Genomic DNA, 20,388 nt, shown 5'->3' with positions numbered 1-20,388 from the left:
ATTCTAGACCGCCACTAAATGCAAATCCAACCATAAACGCGGTTCCGACTGTCTTAATTTAGATAGTGGATCGCGGAGCAATCTTTTAGCATTTATGCAAACTACCTGAATAAGTCCCATATTTTCTGCTACTTCCCTCAATATTTCTTTTTGTGATTGTACTAATGGCATGATGTCATCAGAACAATAAATTCCTATATATTGAAAGCGTCTAGCAGGTCGTCCCCAAAAAGAGGTTATAACTTTCACATGACAATTTTCCAATATTTCCCCAAGGTCAGGGTAATAATGGTCTAAGATTCGTGTGAATTCTTGAGCTAGGATATCTTCAGCAATCATTTGACTGATATTTCTGATTGATATTTCTGTAGCGTCTATCACTACTATTTAGTATAACATAATCTTGTTATTTAAACATGACAATTTAGCAGGTTTTTCTAAATAAAATATTAATTTCTAGTAGTCAGGAGTCAGGGAGAAATTATTTGTATTTTCCCAGTCACCAGTCACCAGTCACCAGTCACCAATCACAAAAAGAGGTGAACTTTAAAAAAGCATCACCTCTAATATAATGACCATTTATAATTAATTCAAAATTATTGAACTGTATAGCACAAATAAATTTTGAACTAAGTCCTGTATTTATCAAACATTCTGACTCCTGAATTCTTACCTTATCGGGAATTGCGTTCAGCGACTAAAACATCAGCGAGAATATTTGGTAGATTTTTCAAATCCATATATCCTTCAGAACCAGAGATAGGAGACATAAATGTATAATTTGGGTCACAGGCTCCTGTATCATAAACTTGGATAAACCATTTATCAGGAAAACCTTCCACACCCAATTCTACAATGTACCAATATTCACCCATTAACCGCGAGTTAATGATAGTAAACCAATCTCTGTATTCTTCCGCAATGTTCCAGTCTGCTAACAGAAATTCTAAAGCTATTTTTCCTGCATCAGTTGAAGTCAATAGCATTATTACTCCTGAGTTGCAACCTCATTGGAAATATCAGGATATAAACCTAATTGTTTCGCTAATTCCTTAGCTATAAAAAATAAAAATTGAGCGCCATCTTGATTACCTTCATGGGCAAACATAGTCGCAACTTGTAGCATTGTATGTATCAAACCAGAATCAACTAATTCGGGTTGAGCTTCCAATACTTCTGGTTCTTGTCCATTAGGACATCTGAGTAATTCATCAATCAAATTAAAATACTGAGTTTGGCGTTCTTCTGACATGGTAATTTACTTTATGGTGAACAAGAAACTTGAAAATTATTGCTTTATTTTCAGGATTCAGGATACAGTATTGACAATTAATTAGAGTTTTCGAGTCATGATTCATAATTTATGAAAAACTTGCTTGAAGTAGATCCCTCATAAAAACAATATTCTGACTCCTGACTCCTGACTCCTGACTCCTGACTTCTTACGATTTATTGTTCAATACTTTGTTGCCAAAGTCTTTCTAACATTTCTACTTGCGCTTTGAAAACAGCAGCACGATAAACAAGATATCTATCGTAAGCAATGATTCCCAAACCAATACAAATAGGTGTAGCTAAAACCAACCATTGCAAAATTGTGACGATTTTATATTGTTCAACAATCATTTGCAGTTGGAGAAAAAAATTATTTGCAGGTATTTTTTTTTGAGTTAGAGATTCCAGAGTATTTACACTCTGATTTGAGAAAGAAAAAGAAGCATAACCTTGATTAATTTTCGTGAATTCACAAGATAAATTCTGTGTCTTAACTAACTCTAGATGTCGTCCCCAAATTAAATTAAAAACTATTATTCCCGGAGAAAGTACAGCTAAAGTAACCAAACCAACTGTTAGCACATTGAAAATTTTTAATTTCATGTTTGCTCTACCTCGCTAGGTTACAATTACCCAGTAATAAAATCTAATTAAAGGTAATTTATGGGTTATTGCTGCACCTTCTGATTGCCATTTCTCAAACAGCTATCACATTTTAGATTTGATGTAGTAATTTTAGATTCAAAATATAAAATTGGTAGATAATACCTAATATTTAAATTTTGCTGTGAATCTAAAATCTAAAATCTAAAATCTAAAATTTAAACCCAGCAGTTTGATCAGTTACAAATGTAAATAGCGAATCTCATAAATGTTGATCAAGCAATTGAAATTAAAAATTCATAAAAAATCCCAATCCACTCCTAAAATATGCTAGATTTAGTAATCAATAATACTGACAGAATTTAACCGCTTGTGAATAGAGATTACCATTTAATTATGGTTAAGAAGTCCCCCCTAGTTCACCAGACTTGCGTCTAGGAATTTCGGGGGGTAGAGGGGAATCTCTGCGTAAATCCTATAAATGTTTATATCAGTTGCCTCCCTAGCACACAGTTTACCCCACCAGAATTGAAATTATTAAAATCATTAAAGTTGTACTCAAAGGCTGTAAGTCTTATCTAGTAAGAATTATAAAAATTTTTGAGGGTAGGGGTGCTAGTATTTGTAATGGGGGGTACTAGCATTTATCAGGTGGGGTGCGGGGATTTTTGTACTCAACTGTAAAGCTTTATGGGCAAATACTTGAGGATATTTAAAGATGATTTTTAATGATGAACTCTGTACTCAAATAACAGTATATCATGACAAATTGGAACTGAATTAAAAATAAACTAAAGAAATCAAAAAAGCAATTAAAATTTTGCCAATTAAAATTTTACCAATTAAAATTTTGGCAAAATATTTTTGGATTTTGATCAAGTGAGGAATTACAAGAAAATTATGTTGATAGATAAAATTCTTAAAATAAATGTTACTCAACTATCAAAAAAATATCTAAAAACCGAGTATGATGAATAAAGAGATAGAATGATTATTGACAATTTTAGGATAATCTTAGGATAATCTGAGGATAATTTTAGGGGTTAATAAATGCGAATTGCTAAAAACGTAACAGAACTTATTGGTAGAACGCCGTTAGTACAACTCAACAAAATTCCTCAGTCTGAGGGAGTATTAGCCAGAATAGTTGTTAAACTAGAAGGTATGAATCCAGCAGCATCTGTTAAGGATAGAATTGCTTTAAGTATGGTAATTTCAGCAGAAGCTGAGGGCTTAATTACACCAGGACAAACTATTTTAGTAGAACCAACTTCAGGAAATACAGGCATTGGTTTAGCAATGGTAGCAGCCGCCCGTGGTTACAAATTAATATTAACCATGCCAGAAACCATGAGCCAAGAAAGACGCGCCATGTTGCGTGCTTATGGTGCTAATTTAGAATTAACACCTGGTACTGAAGGAATGCGGGGAGCAATTAATAAAGCAGAGGAAATAGTACTAAATACTCCCAATGCTTTTATGTTGCAACAATTCCGCAACCCAGCTAACCCAAAAATTCACAGAGAAACCACCGCTGAAGAAATTTGGACTGATACAGATGGGGAAGTTGATATCTTAATTGCTGGGGTAGGAACTGGGGGAACTATTACCGGAATAGCGGAAGTTATTAAACAAAGAAAACCGAATTTTCAAGTTATTGCTGTTGAACCTAGTAAAAGTCCTGTGCTTTCTGGTGGTAAATCTGGTTCTCATAAAATTCAAGGTATTGGTGCTGGTTTTATTCCCGATGTTTTGCGTCCAGAATTAATTGATGAAGTGGTTCAAGTTGATGATGAAGATGCAATGAAATATGGACGCAAATTAGCAACAGAAGAAGGGTTATTATCAGGTATATCTTCTGGTGCGGCTTTGTGTGCAGCAATTAAAATCGGTAAACGGCCAGAAAATGCAGGTAAATTAATAGTGATGATTCAGCCTTCTTTTGGGGAGCGTTATTTAAGTACAGCGATGTTTCAAGATTTGATGAGTTAAATATTCGTCAATATTCTGTAGGTTGGGTTGAGTTTTTTGTCTGAATCAGGATTTCCAGGATTAAAGGATTCACAGGATTATGTAATTTAAATTGATACAGCAGGAATCAGGAGTCAGGAGTAAAACTCTGTTTCTGTCTAGGTTTCAAGTTATATTCTGTACCTGATTAATCTGCAATCTGCTGTAATTAATATAATAATTGATAAATATAGATTTCAGGTATTAATATTAATTACTGTCAGTTAGATAAATTCATTTTGCTGTTGAAGATGCTGCAAATAATTAATGATTCAATATTCACAACACTAATCTTTCCTCAGATATCTGATTTATCCTGCATCTTCATGACTAAAATCTTATAAATTATGATAAAAACAAAAATCCTGCAAATCCTGATTCAGACAAAAATATCATATATAGTATAAAATACATCTATAATATAGATGACATCCTTTTTGGTAATTTACATTAGGCGTATGAATACAACATTGAAAGAATTTTTGGAAGCTTGCGAAAATTTAGGAACTTTGCGTTTAATAGTCACTAGCAGCGCCGCAGTATTAGAAGCTAGAGGAAAAATAGAAAAACTATTTTATGCAGAATTACCAAAAGGTAAATATGCGAATATGCACACCGAAGGATTTGAATTTCATTTGAATATGGATAAAATCACCAAGGTGAAATTTGAAACAGGTGAAGCTAAAAGAGGTAATTTTACAACCTACGCTATCCGGTTTTTAGATGAAAAAGAAGAACCTGCATTAAGCCTATTTTTACAATGGGGTAAACCCGGAGAATATGAAGCGGGACAGGTAGAAAATTGGTTGGCTTTACGGGAGAAATACGGTGAAGTTTGGCAACCTTTACCGCTAGAAAGTTTGTAATTTTTGCAACTGATTGATTCAATAAATCGTTTATCTGCATCAAAATTCATAAGTAGGGGTTTAGCAGTGCTAAACCCTTACAGGATTAACATCAGATTAATGTTGGAAATTTAATGTTTGAAATTTAAATTGATTTTTTTGAGTTGTTGATTATGTTCCTGAAAACCATTTTAAGTCTTTGTTTAATCATCCTCTTTTTATTTACCAATGCAGAAGCTAAAGCAGGTGAATTATCCGAAAAATTAGCCAACTTTACACAATGGGAAAAATTAACATCAGTCAAACCCGCAAAGGGAGATTTAGTTTACCCTGACTGGATAGCTGGAACTTGGAATGTCACCAGTACCTTGGTAGATTTAGCTGCACCTTTAGCACCAGATATTATCACACCAGGATTTGAAGCAAATCGCAGTCAATTAAATCAACCTGTGAATTTTGTAGTGAGATTTGTGAAAGTTAAACCACAAAATTCAGGTTTCAATCTTTTCTTTAAAACAAATAAACAATCACAAAATCAACAATCACTAATTTTAGTAGCTGATCGAGTATTTAACAGTTTGAACTTATCCAGAGCTTATTTAGGAGATGATGCTGTATTAGCAGTTAAATTAGATCCAGAATCTCCTAATCGTCAAATTACCTTTTTTCGTGGCGATCGCCAATTAGTTTCTGTAGTCACCGCACGCACAACCGAAAAAAATCCCGATGGTAAATTTATCAGCGCAGAAGTTTTTCAACAATATTTTAAAGGTGGTTCTCGTGCCTATTTTAACAATGTAGAATCTACCACAGCTTATCATTTAGTTTCCACATCTGACCCCAAATTATACCCAACAATAGAAGCAGATCAAGTGACTGCTGTGTACCTTTCACCCCAAGATCCTGATTATTTTACCGCAGGTTCTCGTCCGGTGGCGCTTTATCGTTATCGGTTGGAATTTTACCCGATACAAAAAAGCTAACTAATGCTAACAAAAGTTGGCTTTTTCTTCCTGTTTCACCCTAGCAGTGTCGGCACTATCTAGTCCACAGGCTAACACGATCAATCTGACCGCTTCTTGTTTTAAATTAATCGCAGCGTTTAAATCTCTGTCAATCTCAAAGCCACAGTTATCACATTTAAACACTCTTTGAGATAATGACATTGATCACCGCTTACACTCCCTGCAAGAAACAGGTTAACTCAGGGGTTAATCATCTGAAACCGTTGTGATTTAAGCCTTTCCGGTTTTTTTGAAAAAAAGTTTTCCCAACCCCTTGCCAAACCTAAAAACTGCTGCTACTATAGGAAAAGTGGAACGAAGCGGGTCGGTGTCCGAGTGGTTAATGGAGACGGACTGTAAATCCGTTGGTTTGCGCCTACGCTGGTTCAAATCCAGCCCGGCCCACCACTTTGAGATGATATGGGTTACAATAGCTGAGTGTCGAGTTAAATTCTCAGCTTTGTAATTCATAAATCATCAAAAACCCGAAAAGTAAATTTCAATTTTGCCCGTGTGGCTCAGTGGTAGAGCACACCCTTGGTAAGGGTGAGGTCACGAGTTCAATCCTCGTCACGGGCTTGTTTTAAAACTATTAGTATATATTAATATATAAGGTTTTTAGGCTATTCCCTAAAGACTATCAAACATCTATAAAACATATTTTATCCCAAAATTGCCCCAAAAAATAAAAAAAAATGAACCCCTTAACTCTTGTGTCATGGTAAAATTCGGCTTTTTCTGCAAAATTCTGTTCATTCTGAAAATCTGGAAATCCTGATTGAGACACTGTACTGCTTTATACCAAAAAACAAGTTTCTCAAAATGAAACCCAGAACTCATCACACCTAACGCCTAACTCGTACAATAGAAAATAGATTGTTGCGAAATGTATAGTTAGGATTTATTGCTGTCATGGCCTCAGCAGTTTTAATCGAAAATCTAAAAAAAAGCTACGGTTCTGTAGTCGCTGTTAAGGATGTCTCCTTTGAGGTGAAACCAGGGGAAATATTCGGTTTACTTGGTCCCAACGGTGCAGGGAAAACCACTACTCTCCGCGCTTTGTGTACCCTCACCACCCCTGACTCTGGAAAAATCGAAGTTTCGGGAATCTCGGTGTTAGATAACCCTAAACTAGCACGTCAAAAGCTGGGTTATGTCGCTCAAGAGGTGGCTTTAGATAAGGTTTTAACCGGTCGAGAACTGCTACAACTGCAAGCAGCACTTTATCACCTCCCCAGTAAAGTTATCAAAGAACGCATTAACACTGTATTAGATTTACTCGGGTTACAGGAATACGCAGATAAGAAAACCGGCACTTATTCCGGTGGTTTACGCAAACGTCTAGACTTGGCCGCTGGTTTATTACATTCCCCAGATGTTTTAGTATTAGATGAACCAACGGTAGGACTTGATATAGAAAGCCGTTTTGTGGTGTGGGACTTTTTGCGAAAATTACGCGCTGGGGGGACTACGGTTGTCATCACCAGTCATTATTTAGAAGAAGTTGACGCTTTAGCTGATAGGGTAGCAATTATAGATCGGGGTTTGGTAATTGCCACTGGTACACCTTCCCAATTAAAAGATCAAGTAGGAGGCGATCGCATTACCTTACGCATCCGCGAATTTTCACCAAATGAAGAAGCAGACAAAGCAAAAAATCTGCTGTCATCTTTACCTTTTGTGCAAGAAATTATCATTAATTCCGCCCAAGGTAACTCCTTAAATTTGGTAGTTACTCCCCAAAATGACGCTTTAATTTCTATTCAACAAGCGTTAAATAATGCAGGTTTACCCATTTTTGGTATTGCCCAATCTCGTCCTAGTTTAGATGATGTTTATTTAGCAGCAACAGGTAAAACTTTAATGGATGCAGAATTAGCTGCTGTAGCAAATCGTGATCCGAAAGCTGAGAAAAAACAAAATATGAGATAGGATAATTGATAATTGATAATTGATAATTGATAATTGATAATTGTCAATTAGACCTCTCCGAAAAAGAATGTAGAGACGTTCCATGGAACGTCTCTACAGTAGATTCTAGCCCGGAGATTATCAATTTGATGTTGCAGATTTCAAAGCCTGTTGAAAATCCTCTAAAGAATTAACCACCACTGCCAATTTCAACATTTCATCTAAAATAGATAGGGGTTGCTGAGAAAGTCTTTCCGTGAGGGCATAGGAGTCAGGAGTCAGGAGTCAGGAGTCAGGAGGAGATTTGAAAATTTCTTTGCCATCTCTTGAAATCCCAAAAAATGCACACTTTTTCCGGTATACCCTTCAAAACCCTTGCACTAATTTCTGTGTTTATCAGCCTCTAACCTTTGATATATCAAGGTTTTAGGTTTATTCAGCAAACCCTAGATAGGGTTTGCTGAAAAAGTCCCTTCGTTGAGGCAGGGAATAGGGAATAGGGAATAGGGAATAGGGAATAGTTTTAGCTATCTGTTATCCCCAGATTTTCTAATTTATCAGACCCAAAATGCACAGTTTTTAAGGTAATGTGTAATTTTAAGATCCATTCAATTACATCCAGCAATGATAAATCCCGCCCAATAGTAAGGATGATTATAAGGCTGTTGTTGAGGTGATAATTGGCGATGTTTATCAATTTGCATCGTGACAAAATCCCTCAATTTCAACTCTTCTGGTTGCAGATTATTGAGTAAATTTTCATACTCTGTGATCAGTTCTGCAACAGTTATTTCTTTTAGCCAAGTTGTAGCTTCCGCTAAAGCAGTAACTGGAGAGTGATGAAAAAGTAATCTGTTGTAAAACTCTATAATGACTAAAGCATTAGCAGATGATTCCACATTCCAAAGTGTACTCAATACATAAGGAACACCACTATTTAACAACCCAGTTGTTAAACCCACATATTCACTGCTGATATTTTGAATATTATGACTAACATTTTCAGCATTAGTGAGAGTAAACAGATTGTAATTACTAAAAGTCTGTTGACTAATTTCTGATAAAGTCAGTTTATCTTCATCTGCTAAAACTAAAGCTGATTTTGCAACTTCACTTAAATTGTTAACCGCATGACCAGTAAAATGCAAGATGTTATAATCTGCGGCTAGGGCATTTTCTAAATTATCTTTTGTCGCTTGTGAACCCTGGATGTGTTGGGAATTATCAAACATCTGTCTCACCACTGCTGCTGCAAAGTCAACAAATTGTATTTCTTGCTGTATTTCCTCATTAACTGCTGGTTTGATATTTTCCACACTTAGGAATTTTTGCTGTTGCCAATTTGATAACCCATTGGTGTTTAAATCCAAACCCGTTTGAATACTAGGGAGATAATGGATAGTGTAATTTACATCTGGTTGTGCAAGAGAGAAAAGGACATGAAGAGGCAATTTGTGTAAATCCCGATGGGGAATTAAAATTAGATTGGTAATTCCTTCCAGTTCCTGAATAATGGTGGGAATATTGAGGATATTCCGCAGATTTAATAATCTGCCTTCCATATCCACGCACCAGGAATTTTCCAGGGGATTTTCTAAGTTTTGATTTTGGCAATATTCTTGATATTCTTTTTGCCAAAAGTCTAGCCAGCTTTCAAATTCTAGTAACCTTTTTACTGCTTCTGGTATGACTTCTACCTCTTGGATAGGTGTTAATAAAAGTAGCGGTGATGGGGCATCATATTTAATAATAAAGGTGTGTAAAGCAACCGGGCTAAGATGCCAGTAAATAACCGCAGTTTGCGGATTGAGTAGTTGTTGAATCCCTTGATAGTTGAGGGAATAAATTTCATTACTCCCACCAGAAAGCTGTAGTTTTAAACAGGTATTTTTGCCATGTTCAGCAATTTCCCAAGCTTCTACTAAATCACCTGCATTTACCGCTAAATCAACTCCTAATTGTATGAAACCTGCAAATTTCAAAGCGAGTTGTTTTTTGTTTTGTTCCGAGCAGGTGCTTTGATTTAGTAATTGTTGTAATAAATCTAGACCTTGTTTTTGTAATTCCTTTGCTGTTTCTATTTCCCCTAAAGCAACAAACACTTTGGTTACAGCTTGCAATACTTCTAGATGCAATTCTGCAAAATCTTCATAAGTGAGTGTTAATAGTGCTTGTTGATACTCAGTTAACGCTTGTTGCCAATAATAGCGGGGTGAAGGTTGCTTTTTGCCGTGTTCGTAGTGGGTGTTACCCAGTGCTAAATGCAATCTTCCCCAACCTTCTGGGTGGGTATCAGGGCGGAGATGTTTTAAACCTTCTTCATAAGTGGCTATTTTGCCCTCATAACCTCCCTGATTGAGGGTAGGATGAGATTTCGCTATGCTACTGGGTAAACTCAGAGATGCTTTGTTATTAACCACATTCCCCACGGCTAAGGCGCGACCAAGCCAAGCTTCCCAATAGTCGAGTTTAATTTCTAAGGCGCTGTCATAGCAAGAAATAGCTTCTGTAAGTCTTCCCAAGTAAAACAAAGCTACAGCTTGATTATACCAAGCGAGGTGAAAATCAGGTTTAATGGTGATGGCTTGTTGATAGGATTTAATAGATTTTTCGCGTCTGCCTAAGTTTTCTAAGGCGATGCCCCGGTTATACCAAGCTAAGTAAAAATCAGATTGAATAGCTAATGCTTCGTCCCAGGATTCAATTGCTTCTGACCAGCGTTTGAGGTTAAATAGCACCACACCCCGGTCAATCCACACTTCATGATAGTCTGGTTGAATTTTTAAAGCTTGGTCATAAGAAGCGATCGCCTCTTCAAACTGCTCACCTACCCCCAAAGCAACTCCTCGGTAATACCAAGTTTCCTGATCTTGGGGTTGTAATTTCAAAGCCTGATCATAACTAGAAATAGCTTCCCAAATCAGACCTAATTTGAGCAAGGCTAAACCCCGACTAGCCCAAGCTTCTTGGTATTCAGACTTAAACTCTATAGCTTGATCAAAAGAAGCGATCGCCCCATCAAAATCACCCAACTCTCCTAAAGCACTACCCCGGTTGTACCAAGCTTTAGAGAAATCAGATTTGAGACTAATTGCTTGGTCATAAGCAGCGATCGCTTCTTCAAACCTTTGTAAATGAAACAAAGTCAACCCTTGATTAAACCAATACTCGTAAGATTCTGGTTGCAATTTAATAGCTTGACTATAAAAAGCCAAAGACCCCAACAAATCACCAGACTTAGCTTGTTGTAAACCTTGGTAAAATAAGATTTCCGCCTGGTTAGTGACAGTCAGTTGATAACTCAGACGTTGAGTTATTGCCGGAAGATGGCTTTGCCCACCGTAGGCATCACGCAATGCTAATTCCGAAGCTAGTTGTTGAACTAAACTGGTACTTTGTTCCAACCTTATCACCAACTCATCCAGAGTTTGGGCTACTTGTGGCTGCAAATTAGTCAACGACTGATCCCAATTTTCTGCCAAGGGAGAGGCTACAACTTCCTCTACTTCTGCTTTCACCGTCCCTGGGTGTTCTTCCCCTACATACTCATAAATCACATCAGATATTTCTGCTACTGCATTTTGGACACTCAAATGCTGTAGATTACTTGGCCAAGACTCCTCCAATCTCATGGATACTGGTGCAATATCTGGTGCAATATCTGGTGCAATATCTGGTGCAATATCTGGTGCAATATCTACAGTTTCCTTCTGTTCATACTGCCATAATTGCTCACCCAAATCCCGCAGCAATCGTTGTCCTGGAGTTTTTAACGATGGTTCTACTGGTGGTGTGGTTGCCACCGCTGCGGGTTGTGGAGTTTTTTGTAGATTTTGCGGTAAGTTTTGGGCTAAGAACTCACGGCTTAACAACTGGATGCCAATTTCCGATGCCAGTTCTCCAACTTTGCCGATGTTGAGTTCACCCAGTTGTACCATTCGCGTTGCGATCTTACTATTGGGCGCTGGTGAAGAAAGCAACTTTTCAGCAAATATCAGCAACCAATCGATCCAACGCTCAACAGTGATCCGGGGTTCCATTCGCTGCAAATACTTCAGCGCCCATTGTTGTCCCCGCGCTTGATGTACACCTTCAAGCAACTCATTAAACAATACTTCCAGATCCACGTTGGTTAATTCTGGTAGAGACTTTTCTACCATAGACACCTCATCGCCGTTGAACTCATGAGTTCGACGACTGCCAAAGGGGTACTTGAATAAGTTGTTAAGCCACTGCAATAGCCACCTGAGCATTTGCCACATTCTTGGATTTTCTTTCTCCTAGATTGTAGCTATCCTTGTGTCAAAAAAATCATTTAATTACCTAATATTGTCATCATATTGTCATCAATTCATTCAGGAATGGGTTGATCTGACTTTTCCGATCCAGCAGATTCACCCATTGTCTGAGATTTATTTATGAGTACCTGAATAATTTGTTGTGGGTCATCACTTTCAATAGCGAAATCTTGTACAATTTGCTGACGTAAGATGTCATTTTCCTGCAAAATCACCAATAATTCATCCCAAGTCACAGTTTGGTATTCTTCCTCTGGAAAATTCTCCTCAGAGACAGTTGGACTGACAGCATCGGGTCCATCATATTCCCAAATAGGTTCTGCTTGGGTGCGTGTCAGCAATTGCATACCAATATTGTATGCCAGGTCGCCAACTTCACCAACCTCCAACTCACCCAACTGTACTAACCGTGCCGCTAATTCATTATGAGGTTTAGTAGATGCTAATAATCTCTCTCCAAAGTGATTTAGCCAATCTAGCCATTGTTGAGTGCTGACACGATGTTCAATTTTATGTAACCAGTTTTGCGCCCAAGCCTGGCCTCTAGCTTGATGAACTCCTGCTAACAGTTCTGTAAACAGAAATTCTAGATCCGTATCACTCAGAGGTGGTGCGGTTGTTTTCTCAATATTCTGCTGTACTGGTTTAGGACTATGTTTCCTAGCAAATAAACTCTGGAACAATTTTTTGAGCCACTGAATTACCCGCTTGAGCATCTGCTGCACCATTGATTGTTACCTGCTATATAAAACCTAGACAAAACTAGACTTTACTTTCTACTTCAACGGGAGCATGGGAGCAGTTATCCCTCAGTAGACTTTCACGCCTTAGCCAGACGCGATTGTGTTCCAATTAAGTTTCTGAAAAAGACTACCACCATCATTGCTTGGTTTTCGCGTCGGCAATAGTCTCAATTCAATACTTGATATCACCGTATTATATATCAAGTAGTTGATTTTTTCCTAAAAATATATTGATTTTTGTCAATATAAGTATAGTTTTGTCTATGAAATTGTCAACTTAGGACTTGCTCTTAAAATTCTAGCGATGTTAGGTAACAAGGTGCTATGTAAGGAGGCAGTCCCCAGTCCCCAGCGATGCACTGAGCTTGTCGAAGTGTCCCCAGTCACCAGTCCCCAGTCCCCAGTCACCATCTCCCTGTTCCCTTCTTTGCCAGAGGAAATGGTCATCAGTTGTTAAAATAGTGAAACCCCAAATTCTTGTTGGTGGTGATACTCCATAGATATTTACATATATTTACTTTAACTGTTAACTGTTCACTGTTAACTGCCTATTCTTTATGCCTTACGAACCCCTACACCATAAGTATCGCCCCAAGAGTTTTGCTGAACTAGTGGGACAAGAGGCGATCGCTACTACCCTCACCAATGCCATTAATTCGGCAAAAATCGCCCCTGCCTATTTATTCACTGGTCCTAGAGGTACGGGGAAAACTTCCAGCGCCCGGATTTTGGCTAAGTCTTTAAATTGTCTTAAAAGTAACAATCCCACTGCTGAACCCTGTGGAGTGTGTGATATTTGTCAAGGCATTACCAAAGGCTATTCTTTGGATGTAATTGAAATTGACGCTGCTAGTAATACTGGTGTTGATAATATCCGGGAATTGATAGAAAAAGCGCAGTTTGCTCCGGTGCAGTGTCGCTATAAGGTTTATGTGATAGATGAATGTCATATGTTAAGTACCGCCGCGTTTAATGCGTTACTTAAAACCCTGGAAGAACCACCTAAGCACGTAGTTTTTGTTTTAGCGACAACTGACCCCCAGCGAGTATTACCAACAATTATTTCCCGCTGTCAAAGGTTTGATTTTCGGCGGATTCAGTTAGAAGCGATGGTTAGACATTTAAGTAAAATTGCTAATAACGAAAGTATTAATATTTCTCAAGATGCTATTACATTGGTAGCCCAACTTTCACAGGGTGGTTTGCGGGATGCAGAAAGTTTATTAGATCAATTAGCTTTGTTACCAGGGGAAGTATCACCGGATCAGGTTTGGGACTTGGTGGGTTCAGTGAGTGAAAAAGATTTGCTGGTTTTATTAGAGGCGATCGCTCAAGATAACTCAGAAATAGTATTAGATTCTACCCGCAAAATCCTAGATCGAGGACGTGAACCCTTAATCATTCTCCAAAATTTAGCCGCTTTTTATCGAGATTTACTTATAGCCAAAACCGCCCCAACTCGACAAGATTTAGTTGCTTGTACTCAACAAACTTGGACTTTATTAGTTAACTTTGCCCACAGGTTAGATATAACCACAATTCTGCGGGGACAGCAACATTTAAGAACAGCCGAAGTACAACTCAAAAATACTACTCAACCCCGTTTGTGGTTAGAAGTCACATTACTGGGTTTATTACCTAGTGCAAATATTCAGGTACAAGCGCCTAGTATCCCCCAAGCAGCAAATACATCTGCTGTATCTGCACCACCACCGGCTTATACTCAACCAAATTACCATTCTCCAGTCTCTGCACCTGCACCAGCTTATCATCAACCAAATCATCAACCAAATCATCAACCAAATCAAAATTCAGCACCTAACACAGCACCTCACACGATATCCACACCAGCAGCAGAACCTGTTTATACACCTCCTGCACCTGAGACAACACCCACAGCACCCCCACAGGAAGTAGTAGCGGGATCGGAGTATGATTTAAATCAGATTTGGCATCAAGTCCGTAATAACATCCAACAGTTACCACCACGAACTTTACTAGGTCAAATGTGCCAATTAATCGAGTTAAATGATGTCATAGCTCGTGTTGCTGTACAACCTAAATGGTATGACAAAGTTAAATCTTATTTACCTATCATTACAACTGCTTTTCACCACACTTTTCAACGTGACATCCAAGTAAGTTTGGAAAAAGCAACTTCATCTACTTCTGCCACAGCTAAAAAAAATTCGCCTCCACAAGATTCTACTAGTGTTCAGCAACTACCGACAACCCCTATTTATAATCAACCTCCACCTACATCACAACCCGCACCACCACCACCTCCACCTACACCGAAAATTGAGCCTGTAGTTACGAATACAGCTTCAGTAGATAATTCTGCACCCCCACTAACTCCAACACCCATATCACCAGCACCCATATCACCAACACCCATATCACCAACACCCATATCACCAACACCCATATCACCAATCACCAATCACCAATCACCAATCACCAATCACCAATCACCCATATCACCAGCACCTGTATCAACTTGGAATGCTGAACAAGTAGCAAAAGCAGCTAAAAGCCTGGCGGAATTTTTTAGGGGGGAAATTATCAGCTTGACAGATGATGTTTTAGATTTATCTGCTACTGGGGTTTCACCAGATGTTGAAATATATGAAACAGATTATGATTATGATTAGCTTGCAAATACTCAGTGTTGAAATATATGAAACAGATTATGATTATGATTAGCTTGCAAATACTCAGTTAGGGGGCTGGTTGAGGTGAATAATACTGTAACTGACATAAATAATATTATACCAGGTCAAATAGTACGGGTGCGATCGCGTCAATATCTCGTAGAAGAGGTAGTACCTAAACCCAATGATAAAGAAGATACTAAAGTTAGTTTATCTTGCTTAGAAGATGACGCATTAGGAGAACAGTTAGAAGTCCTCTGGGAACGGGAAATAGACGCAAAAATCATTGGTACTACTTCCTGGGAAAGTGTAGCTAATTGTGGTTTTGACCAGCCCCGGTTATTTAGTGCTTACCTGCATACCTTACGCTGGAATTGCGTAACTTCCACAGATACTAAGTTATTTCAAGCACCTTATCGAGCAGGGATAGAAGTTAAAGCTTATCAGTTAGAACCACTGCGGAAGGCCTTACTTATGCCCAGGGTAGCCTTATTTATTGCCGATGATGTGGGTTTGGGTAAAACCATTGAAGCGGGTTTAATTTTGCGGGAAATGCTGATGCGGCAGAAAGTTAAGCGTGTTGTTATTTCCTGCCCTCCTTCCGTAGTGCGACAATGGCGGGAGGAGATGGAAAGCCGATTTGGGTTGACTTTCATGATTTTTGATCGGGAGTTTGTCGCCGCCCGTCGTCAAGAACGAGGTTATGGAATTAACCCTTGGACGACTCACAGCCGGTTTATTATTTCCCATGCTTTACTTAGAGATGAAACATACTCTGCACCTTTACGGGATTGGTTGGGAGATTTTAACGCCGCTTCTATGTTAATTTTAGATGAAGCGCACAATGCCGCCCCTGCGAGTGGGGCTAAATATGCGGTGGACTCTCACCTTACCCGGACTATCCGGGAAGTAGCGCCAAGATTTGAACATAAGTTGTTTTTGTCTGCTACGCCTCACAATGGCCACTCTAATAGTTTTGCAGCTTTATTGGAAATTCTTGATCCGCAAAGGTTTTGTCGGGGTGTACCGGTGCGAAATCGGCAGTTACTTGATACGGTGATGGTACGGCGATTAAAGCAGGACTTACGGGAGATCGGGGAAGCTTTTCCCCAGCGTCAGGTAACACCGATTATTATTGATAATTTGCCAGAAAATGCCCCAGAGTTACAATTATCTCGGTTATTACAAGAATATCGTCATTTACGGGAAGAAAGATTAAAGGATGTTTCTAAAACCGCCCAAGCTGCGGCAATGTTGGTAATTACATCTTTACAAAAGCGGTTGTTATCTTCTATTGAAGCTTTTGCTCGGACTTTAAAAGTACATAGAACTGCTATAGAAAGAAGTCAAGAAGGTAGGGGTGCAAAGGGAAATTATTCCTATTTTTCCCAGTCACCAATCACCAGTCACCAGTCCCCAGTATTATTAGAGTCTGCGGGGGCGGATGATGACAGGGCGGAGTTACCAGAGGCAGAAATAGAAGCGGAAGAAGATGCACAAATGAGCGCCGCTAGTAGGGAAGATGGGTTACAAGCAACACCAAGGGAATTAGAGATTTTACGGCAAATGGGGGAAATTGCTGATCAAGTACGGTATCAGCCAGACCCCAGGATTATCAAGCTGATAGAGTGGATTAAAGTTAATCTTTGTCCTGATTTGGGGGAAAATAACGCTGCTTGGTTAAATAAAAGGGTGATTATTTTTACTGAATATACAGATACAAAACGCTATTTACAACAACAGTTAGAGGCAGCGATCGCCCATTCCCATCTAGCAGATAACCGCATAGATGTGTTTCATGGGGGGATAGGGGATGACAGGAGGGAAGAAATTAAACAGGCGTTTAATAGTGATCCTAGTCGGCATCCATTACGGATTTTAATTGCTACGGATGCGGCGAGAGAAGGAGTAAATTTACAGAATCACTGCGCGGATCTGTTTCATTTTGATGTACCTTGGAATCCTAGCCGGATGGAACAACGCAACGGACGGATAGATAGAAAATTACAGCGATCGCCTTTAGTGAGATGTTATTATTTTATCTTACCTCAACGGGTGGAAGATAAAGTTTTAGATGTTTTGGTACGAAAAACAGATAATATTCAGCGAGAGTTAGGCAGTCTTGCACCGGTTGTAGAGAAAAAAGTTTCCCGGTTATTAGCGGACGGTATTCGCCATCAAAGCATCAATAATATTACGGAGGAAATTAATCAAGCCGATAAAATAGATACTAAAACAGAGGGGAATTTAGAAGTTATTAACGCCGAGTTGGAAGCAGCAAGAATCAGACAAAAAGACCTAAATAAACAACTGGGTGAACTGCAAGAAATGTTAAAAAAATCACAGCAATGGTTAAATTTAAGTGATCAACATTTCCGGGCGGCCATCTCTGCATCTTTAGAAATTCTCAACGCTTCCCCATTGACACCGCTGGATGAAAGTGAGGCGGTTAATAACCCGATAACTGCCCGGTGGATGATTCCAGCACTGGATCAGCAAACTGGGGCAGATCCTACTTGGTCAGCAACTTTAGATACTTTACGAGTACCGAAACAAAGAGGACAAAAACCCTGGGAATGGCGCAGGGAAGCACCTATTCGTCCGGTAGTTTTCCGTGATCCAGGTTCTTTGGATGGGGATGTAGTACATTTACATTTAGAACATCGGTTAGTACAGAGATTATTAAGCAGGTTTTTATCCCAAGGGTTTTTACATGATGAACTTACCCGTGCTTCTGTGTGTTTAACCAATGATCCGATCCCGAAAATTATTGTTTTGGGGCGGTTGTCGTTATACGGAGACAAAGCGGCCAGGTTGCATGATGAGGTGATCGCAATGGCCGCAGAATGGATAGATCCTGCAAACCGGGGTAAAAAAAGACTGCAACCATTGGGAGAAGGGGATAAACAGGATGTCTTGCAGTTGTTAGAAGACTCATTAGCGATCGCCCATTTTCATGAAGTAGGAGAAGGGATCAAAACCAGACTACAAAAACACGCAAGTCAGGATATTGCAGAACTCATTCCCCATTTAGAGAAACGCGCTCAAATTTTAGCAGAAAGAGCAGAGAAAAAATTAACTGAAAGGGGTAAAAAAGAAGCTGGGGAAATGAAAAAGATTTTAGCAGAACAAAAAGAACGTATTACCCAAAAACAGGAAGAAACCACCAAAATACAATTATCATTATTTCCCGCAGATGAACAAAAACAAATAGACGCAGATCGTCGTTATTGGGTGAAAAGGTTGGAAAAATTAGAGATAGAATTAATTACTGAACCGGAGAGAATTGAAAGAACTTATCAAGTGAAAGCGGTACGAGTTGAACCTGTAGGTTTAATTTATTTATGGCCTATTTCTGGGTAATTGGGGACTGGGGACTGGGTAATTGGGGACTGGGGACTGGGGACTGGGGACTGGGGACTGGGGACTGGGGACTGGGGACTGGGGACTGGGGACTGGGGACTGGGGACTGGGGATATAATTATTTTATTATGATTTTATTGATGATTTATTTTGTCTGAATCAGGATGTTTAGGATTTGAGAATGTACGGGATGTGATTGATAATGGATAATGGATAATTGATAATTGATAATTGTCTGAATCAGGATAACCAGGATTATAGGATGTACGGGATGTGATTGATAATGGATAATGGATAATTGATAATGGATAATTGTCTGAATCAGGATTTTCAGGATTATAGGATGTACGGGATGTGATTGATAATGGATAATTGATAATTGATAATTGTCTGAATCAGGATTTTCAGGATTATAGGATGTACAGGATGTTGTTTAGAGATTGTCGTTTTTAGTGATGATTTATTTTGTTTATCTGCGTTAAATAAAAATGTTGGGTTTCCTTGCGTCAACCCAACCTACAGAATAAAATAATTATATCCCAGTCCCCAGTCCCCAGTCCCCAGTCACCAAATTACTGATTTTGTTGTAACCAATTTTCTAGGTCTTGATATTGGTTAAAATCAAGTAATGCTTCTGCTAATTCTTCAATTTTTTCTAGGGATAATTGTTGAATTTTTTGAGTGATATTCGGGTTTATTTCTTGGAACTTTTTAGTTAAAAGTCTGATAACTAATGATAATTGTCCCTCAGTTTTACCTTCTTGAACCGCTAAATCACGATCTTGTTGATAGTAGTTAACTAACCGTTTCATATTTACCTCTGTGATTGTTTTAGGGTTTCTGATTGCGATTCTGTCCATCAACACATAGAATAATTCTAGCGTTTTTCGTTTGAATTGTTCGTCAGTATCTAAAGATAGTAACTCATCAATTGCTTTTGATTGTACTTTTTCTCTTCCTAAAATTCTTAACCAGATAGTTTCGGGAGTTTCTGGTAATTGATGAATGACGACAATTCCCGCACGGAAATATTCAGCAATTTCATAAACTCCTTGACAAAATTTAGTTGATGAAAATGCACCAAAACTAGATAATATTCTATCTGATAAAGTGGGAGTAATGATCCAAAGTCGGGGGATTTGATGATCTGGAATTTTGGTGTTTTTGTCTTTAAATTCCTTTCTCAGAACTCTTTTAACTTCCAACAATTTCAAAATACAATCTTCTATCTGTTCATCAGTAACAGAGTTACGATAGGGTTCAAATATTGCTGGTGTTTTTGCTAAGTCTCCTAAAAGTCCCAATTTTTTAATATTGGGATTTTGTTGAGGAAATGGTGAGAAATAAACGTCTATTTCTCTAACTTCTGAAGAAATTTTATAAGGTGCTTGAATTTCTCCAAAATCTTGCAGGAGTTCTTCTAGGTAGTCTTTAGAAAATTCATCATATATAAATCGGGTCATTGGTAGATGCAATATTTTGGTTTATTCATAATATTAATTATAACATATTTTATGTGAATTGGTGGTGACTGGGGATATAATTATTTTATTATGATTTTATTTTGTCTGAATCAGGATAACCAGGATTATAGGATGTACGGGATGTGATTGATAATTGATAATGGATAATTGATAATTGATAATTGTCTGAATCAGGATAACCAGGATTATAGGATGTAC

The 20,388-nt window shown here is 38.4% G+C and carries 15 protein-coding genes, 2 tRNA genes and 1 pseudogene; 10 read left to right on the top strand and 8 right to left on the bottom strand.

The features are described 5' to 3' along the window. Nucleotides 1-3 precede the first annotated feature (3 nt). From H6F45_RS16275 to H6F45_RS16260, 4 genes are all read right to left on the bottom strand, one after another. Nucleotides 4-339 (bottom strand): hypothetical protein, encoded by a 336-nt coding sequence (locus H6F45_RS16275; protein WP_137668371.1) that lies wholly within the window; start codon nt 337-339, stop codon nt 4-6. Between the two features lie 335 nt (nt 340-674). Further along, nucleotides 675-986 carry a hypothetical protein gene (locus H6F45_RS16270; RefSeq protein ID WP_190347710.1) on the bottom strand — a complete coding sequence of 104 codons (312 nt, stop codon included), beginning with the start codon at nt 984-986 and terminating at the stop codon, nt 675-677. A gap of 2 nt (nt 987-988) precedes the next feature. Continuing rightward, nucleotides 989-1,252: a hypothetical protein gene (locus tag H6F45_RS16265; protein WP_190347708.1), complete on the bottom strand. Its 264-nt coding sequence runs from the start codon at nt 1,250-1,252 to the stop codon at nt 989-991. A gap of 197 nt (nt 1,253-1,449) precedes the next feature. Next, entirely contained in the window at nt 1,450-1,878 is a 429-nt protein-coding gene (locus H6F45_RS16260; RefSeq protein ID WP_096572115.1) for a hypothetical protein, read from the bottom strand. 1,050 nt (nt 1,879-2,928) lie between these two features. Here H6F45_RS16260 and cysK point away from each other — a divergent pair. The 3 genes from cysK to H6F45_RS16245 all read left to right on the top strand — a co-directional run bounded on the left by cysK (nt 2,929) and on the right by H6F45_RS16245 (nt 5,716). Continuing rightward, nucleotides 2,929-3,870, top strand: a complete 942-nt coding sequence (gene cysK, locus H6F45_RS16255; RefSeq protein WP_190347706.1) for a cysteine synthase A — start codon at nt 2,929-2,931, stop codon at nt 3,868-3,870. Nucleotides 3,871-4,346: 476 nt separating this feature from the next. Further along, nucleotides 4,347-4,754: a ChuX/HutX family heme-like substrate-binding protein gene (locus H6F45_RS16250; RefSeq protein ID WP_096572113.1), complete on the top strand. Its 408-nt coding sequence runs from the start codon at nt 4,347-4,349 to the stop codon at nt 4,752-4,754. A 149-nt stretch (nt 4,755-4,903) separates the two neighbouring features. Next, a complete protein-coding gene (locus tag H6F45_RS16245) occupies nt 4,904-5,716 on the top strand; it encodes a DUF6816 family protein (protein ID WP_137668376.1) in 813 nt (270 codons plus the stop codon). Nucleotides 5,717-5,722: 6 nt separating this feature from the next. On the opposite strand, the pseudogene H6F45_RS16240 reads toward H6F45_RS16245, so the two are convergent. Next, nucleotides 5,723-5,911 (bottom strand): annotated as a pseudogene (locus tag H6F45_RS16240) (zinc ribbon domain-containing protein); the annotation flags it as partial. A gap of 148 nt (nt 5,912-6,059) precedes the next feature. On the opposite strand from H6F45_RS16240, the gene H6F45_RS16235 reads away from it, so the two are divergent. The 3 genes from H6F45_RS16235 to H6F45_RS16225 all read left to right on the top strand — a co-directional run bounded on the left by H6F45_RS16235 (nt 6,060) and on the right by H6F45_RS16225 (nt 7,669). Next, a tRNA-Tyr gene (locus tag H6F45_RS16235) sits at nt 6,060-6,145 on the top strand. A 99-nt stretch (nt 6,146-6,244) separates the two neighbouring features. Then, nucleotides 6,245-6,316, top strand: a tRNA-Thr gene (locus H6F45_RS16230). A gap of 333 nt (nt 6,317-6,649) precedes the next feature. Then, nucleotides 6,650-7,669, top strand: coding sequence for an ABC transporter ATP-binding protein (locus H6F45_RS16225; RefSeq protein ID WP_096572112.1), 1,020 nt, complete (start codon nt 6,650-6,652; stop codon nt 7,667-7,669). 587 nt (nt 7,670-8,256) lie between these two features. Here H6F45_RS16225 and H6F45_RS16220 read toward each other — a convergent pair. Together H6F45_RS16220 and H6F45_RS16215 are read right to left on the bottom strand one after the other, a co-directional pair. Beyond that, on the bottom strand, nt 8,257-11,910 hold the full coding sequence (locus tag H6F45_RS16220; RefSeq protein WP_190347702.1) for a tetratricopeptide repeat protein: 3,654 nt from the start codon (nt 11,908-11,910) through the stop codon (nt 8,257-8,259). 89 nt (nt 11,911-11,999) lie between these two features. Next, on the bottom strand, nt 12,000-12,674 hold the full coding sequence (locus tag H6F45_RS16215; protein ID WP_137668375.1) for a hypothetical protein: 675 nt from the start codon (nt 12,672-12,674) through the stop codon (nt 12,000-12,002). A 319-nt stretch (nt 12,675-12,993) separates the two neighbouring features. Here H6F45_RS16215 and H6F45_RS16210 point away from each other — a divergent pair, with 319 nt between their 5' ends. The 4 genes from H6F45_RS16210 (at nt 12,994) to H6F45_RS16195 (ending at nt 18,864) form a co-directional block, all read left to right on the top strand. Further along, nucleotides 12,994-13,146 carry a hypothetical protein gene (locus H6F45_RS16210; protein WP_190347700.1) on the top strand — a complete coding sequence of 51 codons (153 nt, stop codon included), beginning with the start codon at nt 12,994-12,996 and terminating at the stop codon, nt 13,144-13,146. Nucleotides 13,147-13,246: 100 nt separating this feature from the next. Continuing rightward, the gene (locus tag H6F45_RS16205) at nt 13,247-15,343 is read left to right on the top strand and encodes a DNA polymerase III subunit gamma/tau (protein ID WP_190347695.1); all 2,097 of its coding nucleotides are present in this window, start codon (nt 13,247-13,249) and stop codon (nt 15,341-15,343) included. Between the two features lie 84 nt (nt 15,344-15,427). Beyond that, nucleotides 15,428-18,706: a DISARM system SNF2-like helicase DrmD gene (gene drmD / locus H6F45_RS16200; RefSeq protein WP_347237739.1), complete on the top strand. Its 3,279-nt coding sequence runs from the start codon at nt 15,428-15,430 to the stop codon at nt 18,704-18,706. Next, complete coding sequence (locus H6F45_RS16195; protein WP_190347694.1) at nt 18,688-18,864, top strand: hypothetical protein; 177 nt, start codon at nt 18,688-18,690, stop codon at nt 18,862-18,864. The genes drmD and H6F45_RS16195 overlap by 19 nt, the downstream gene beginning before the upstream one ends. Before the next feature lie 414 nt (nt 18,865-19,278). Here H6F45_RS16195 and H6F45_RS16190 read toward each other — a convergent pair whose 3' ends face one another. Continuing rightward, nucleotides 19,279-20,169 carry a DUF4351 domain-containing protein gene (locus tag H6F45_RS16190; RefSeq protein ID WP_190347693.1) on the bottom strand — a complete coding sequence of 297 codons (891 nt, stop codon included), beginning with the start codon at nt 20,167-20,169 and terminating at the stop codon, nt 19,279-19,281. Nucleotides 20,170-20,388 lie beyond the last annotated feature (219 nt).

Origin of the sequence: Sphaerospermopsis sp. FACHB-1194 (assembly GCF_014696235.1) — a bacterium.
GTDB classification, from domain to species: domain Bacteria; phylum Cyanobacteriota; class Cyanobacteriia; order Cyanobacteriales; family Nostocaceae; genus Sphaerospermopsis; species Sphaerospermopsis kisseleviana.
The sequence above is the reverse complement of the archived record's forward strand: the minus strand, read 5'-3'. Positions and strand labels throughout refer to the sequence as shown.

Coding starts and splice junctions, on each gene's coding strand:
- H6F45_RS16275 (WP_137668371.1), bottom strand. CDS start 339: ATGATTGCTGAAGATATCCTAGCTCAAGAATTCACACGAATCTTAGAC.
- H6F45_RS16265 (WP_190347708.1), bottom strand. CDS start 1,252: ATGTCAGAAGAACGCCAAACTCAGTATTTTAATTTGATTGATGAATTA.
- H6F45_RS16250 (WP_096572113.1), top strand. CDS start 4,347: ATGAATACAACATTGAAAGAATTTTTGGAAGCTTGCGAAAATTTAGGA.
- H6F45_RS16195 (WP_190347694.1), top strand. CDS start 18,688: ATGGCCTATTTCTGGGTAATTGGGGACTGGGGACTGGGTAATTGGGGA.
- H6F45_RS16225 (WP_096572112.1), top strand. CDS start 6,650: ATGGCCTCAGCAGTTTTAATCGAAAATCTAAAAAAAAGCTACGGTTCT.
- H6F45_RS16210 (WP_190347700.1), top strand. CDS start 12,994: ATGTTAGGTAACAAGGTGCTATGTAAGGAGGCAGTCCCCAGTCCCCAG.
- H6F45_RS16215 (WP_137668375.1), bottom strand. CDS start 12,674: ATGGTGCAGCAGATGCTCAAGCGGGTAATTCAGTGGCTCAAAAAATTG.
- H6F45_RS16260 (WP_096572115.1), bottom strand. CDS start 1,878: ATGAAATTAAAAATTTTCAATGTGCTAACAGTTGGTTTGGTTACTTTA.
- H6F45_RS16270 (WP_190347710.1), bottom strand. CDS start 986: ATGCTATTGACTTCAACTGATGCAGGAAAAATAGCTTTAGAATTTCTG.
- H6F45_RS16220 (WP_190347702.1), bottom strand. CDS start 11,910: ATGTGGCAAATGCTCAGGTGGCTATTGCAGTGGCTTAACAACTTATTC.
- H6F45_RS16205 (WP_190347695.1), top strand. CDS start 13,247: ATGCCTTACGAACCCCTACACCATAAGTATCGCCCCAAGAGTTTTGCT.
- H6F45_RS16190 (WP_190347693.1), bottom strand. CDS start 20,169: ATGACCCGATTTATATATGATGAATTTTCTAAAGACTACCTAGAAGAA.
- cysK (WP_190347706.1), top strand. CDS start 2,929: ATGCGAATTGCTAAAAACGTAACAGAACTTATTGGTAGAACGCCGTTA.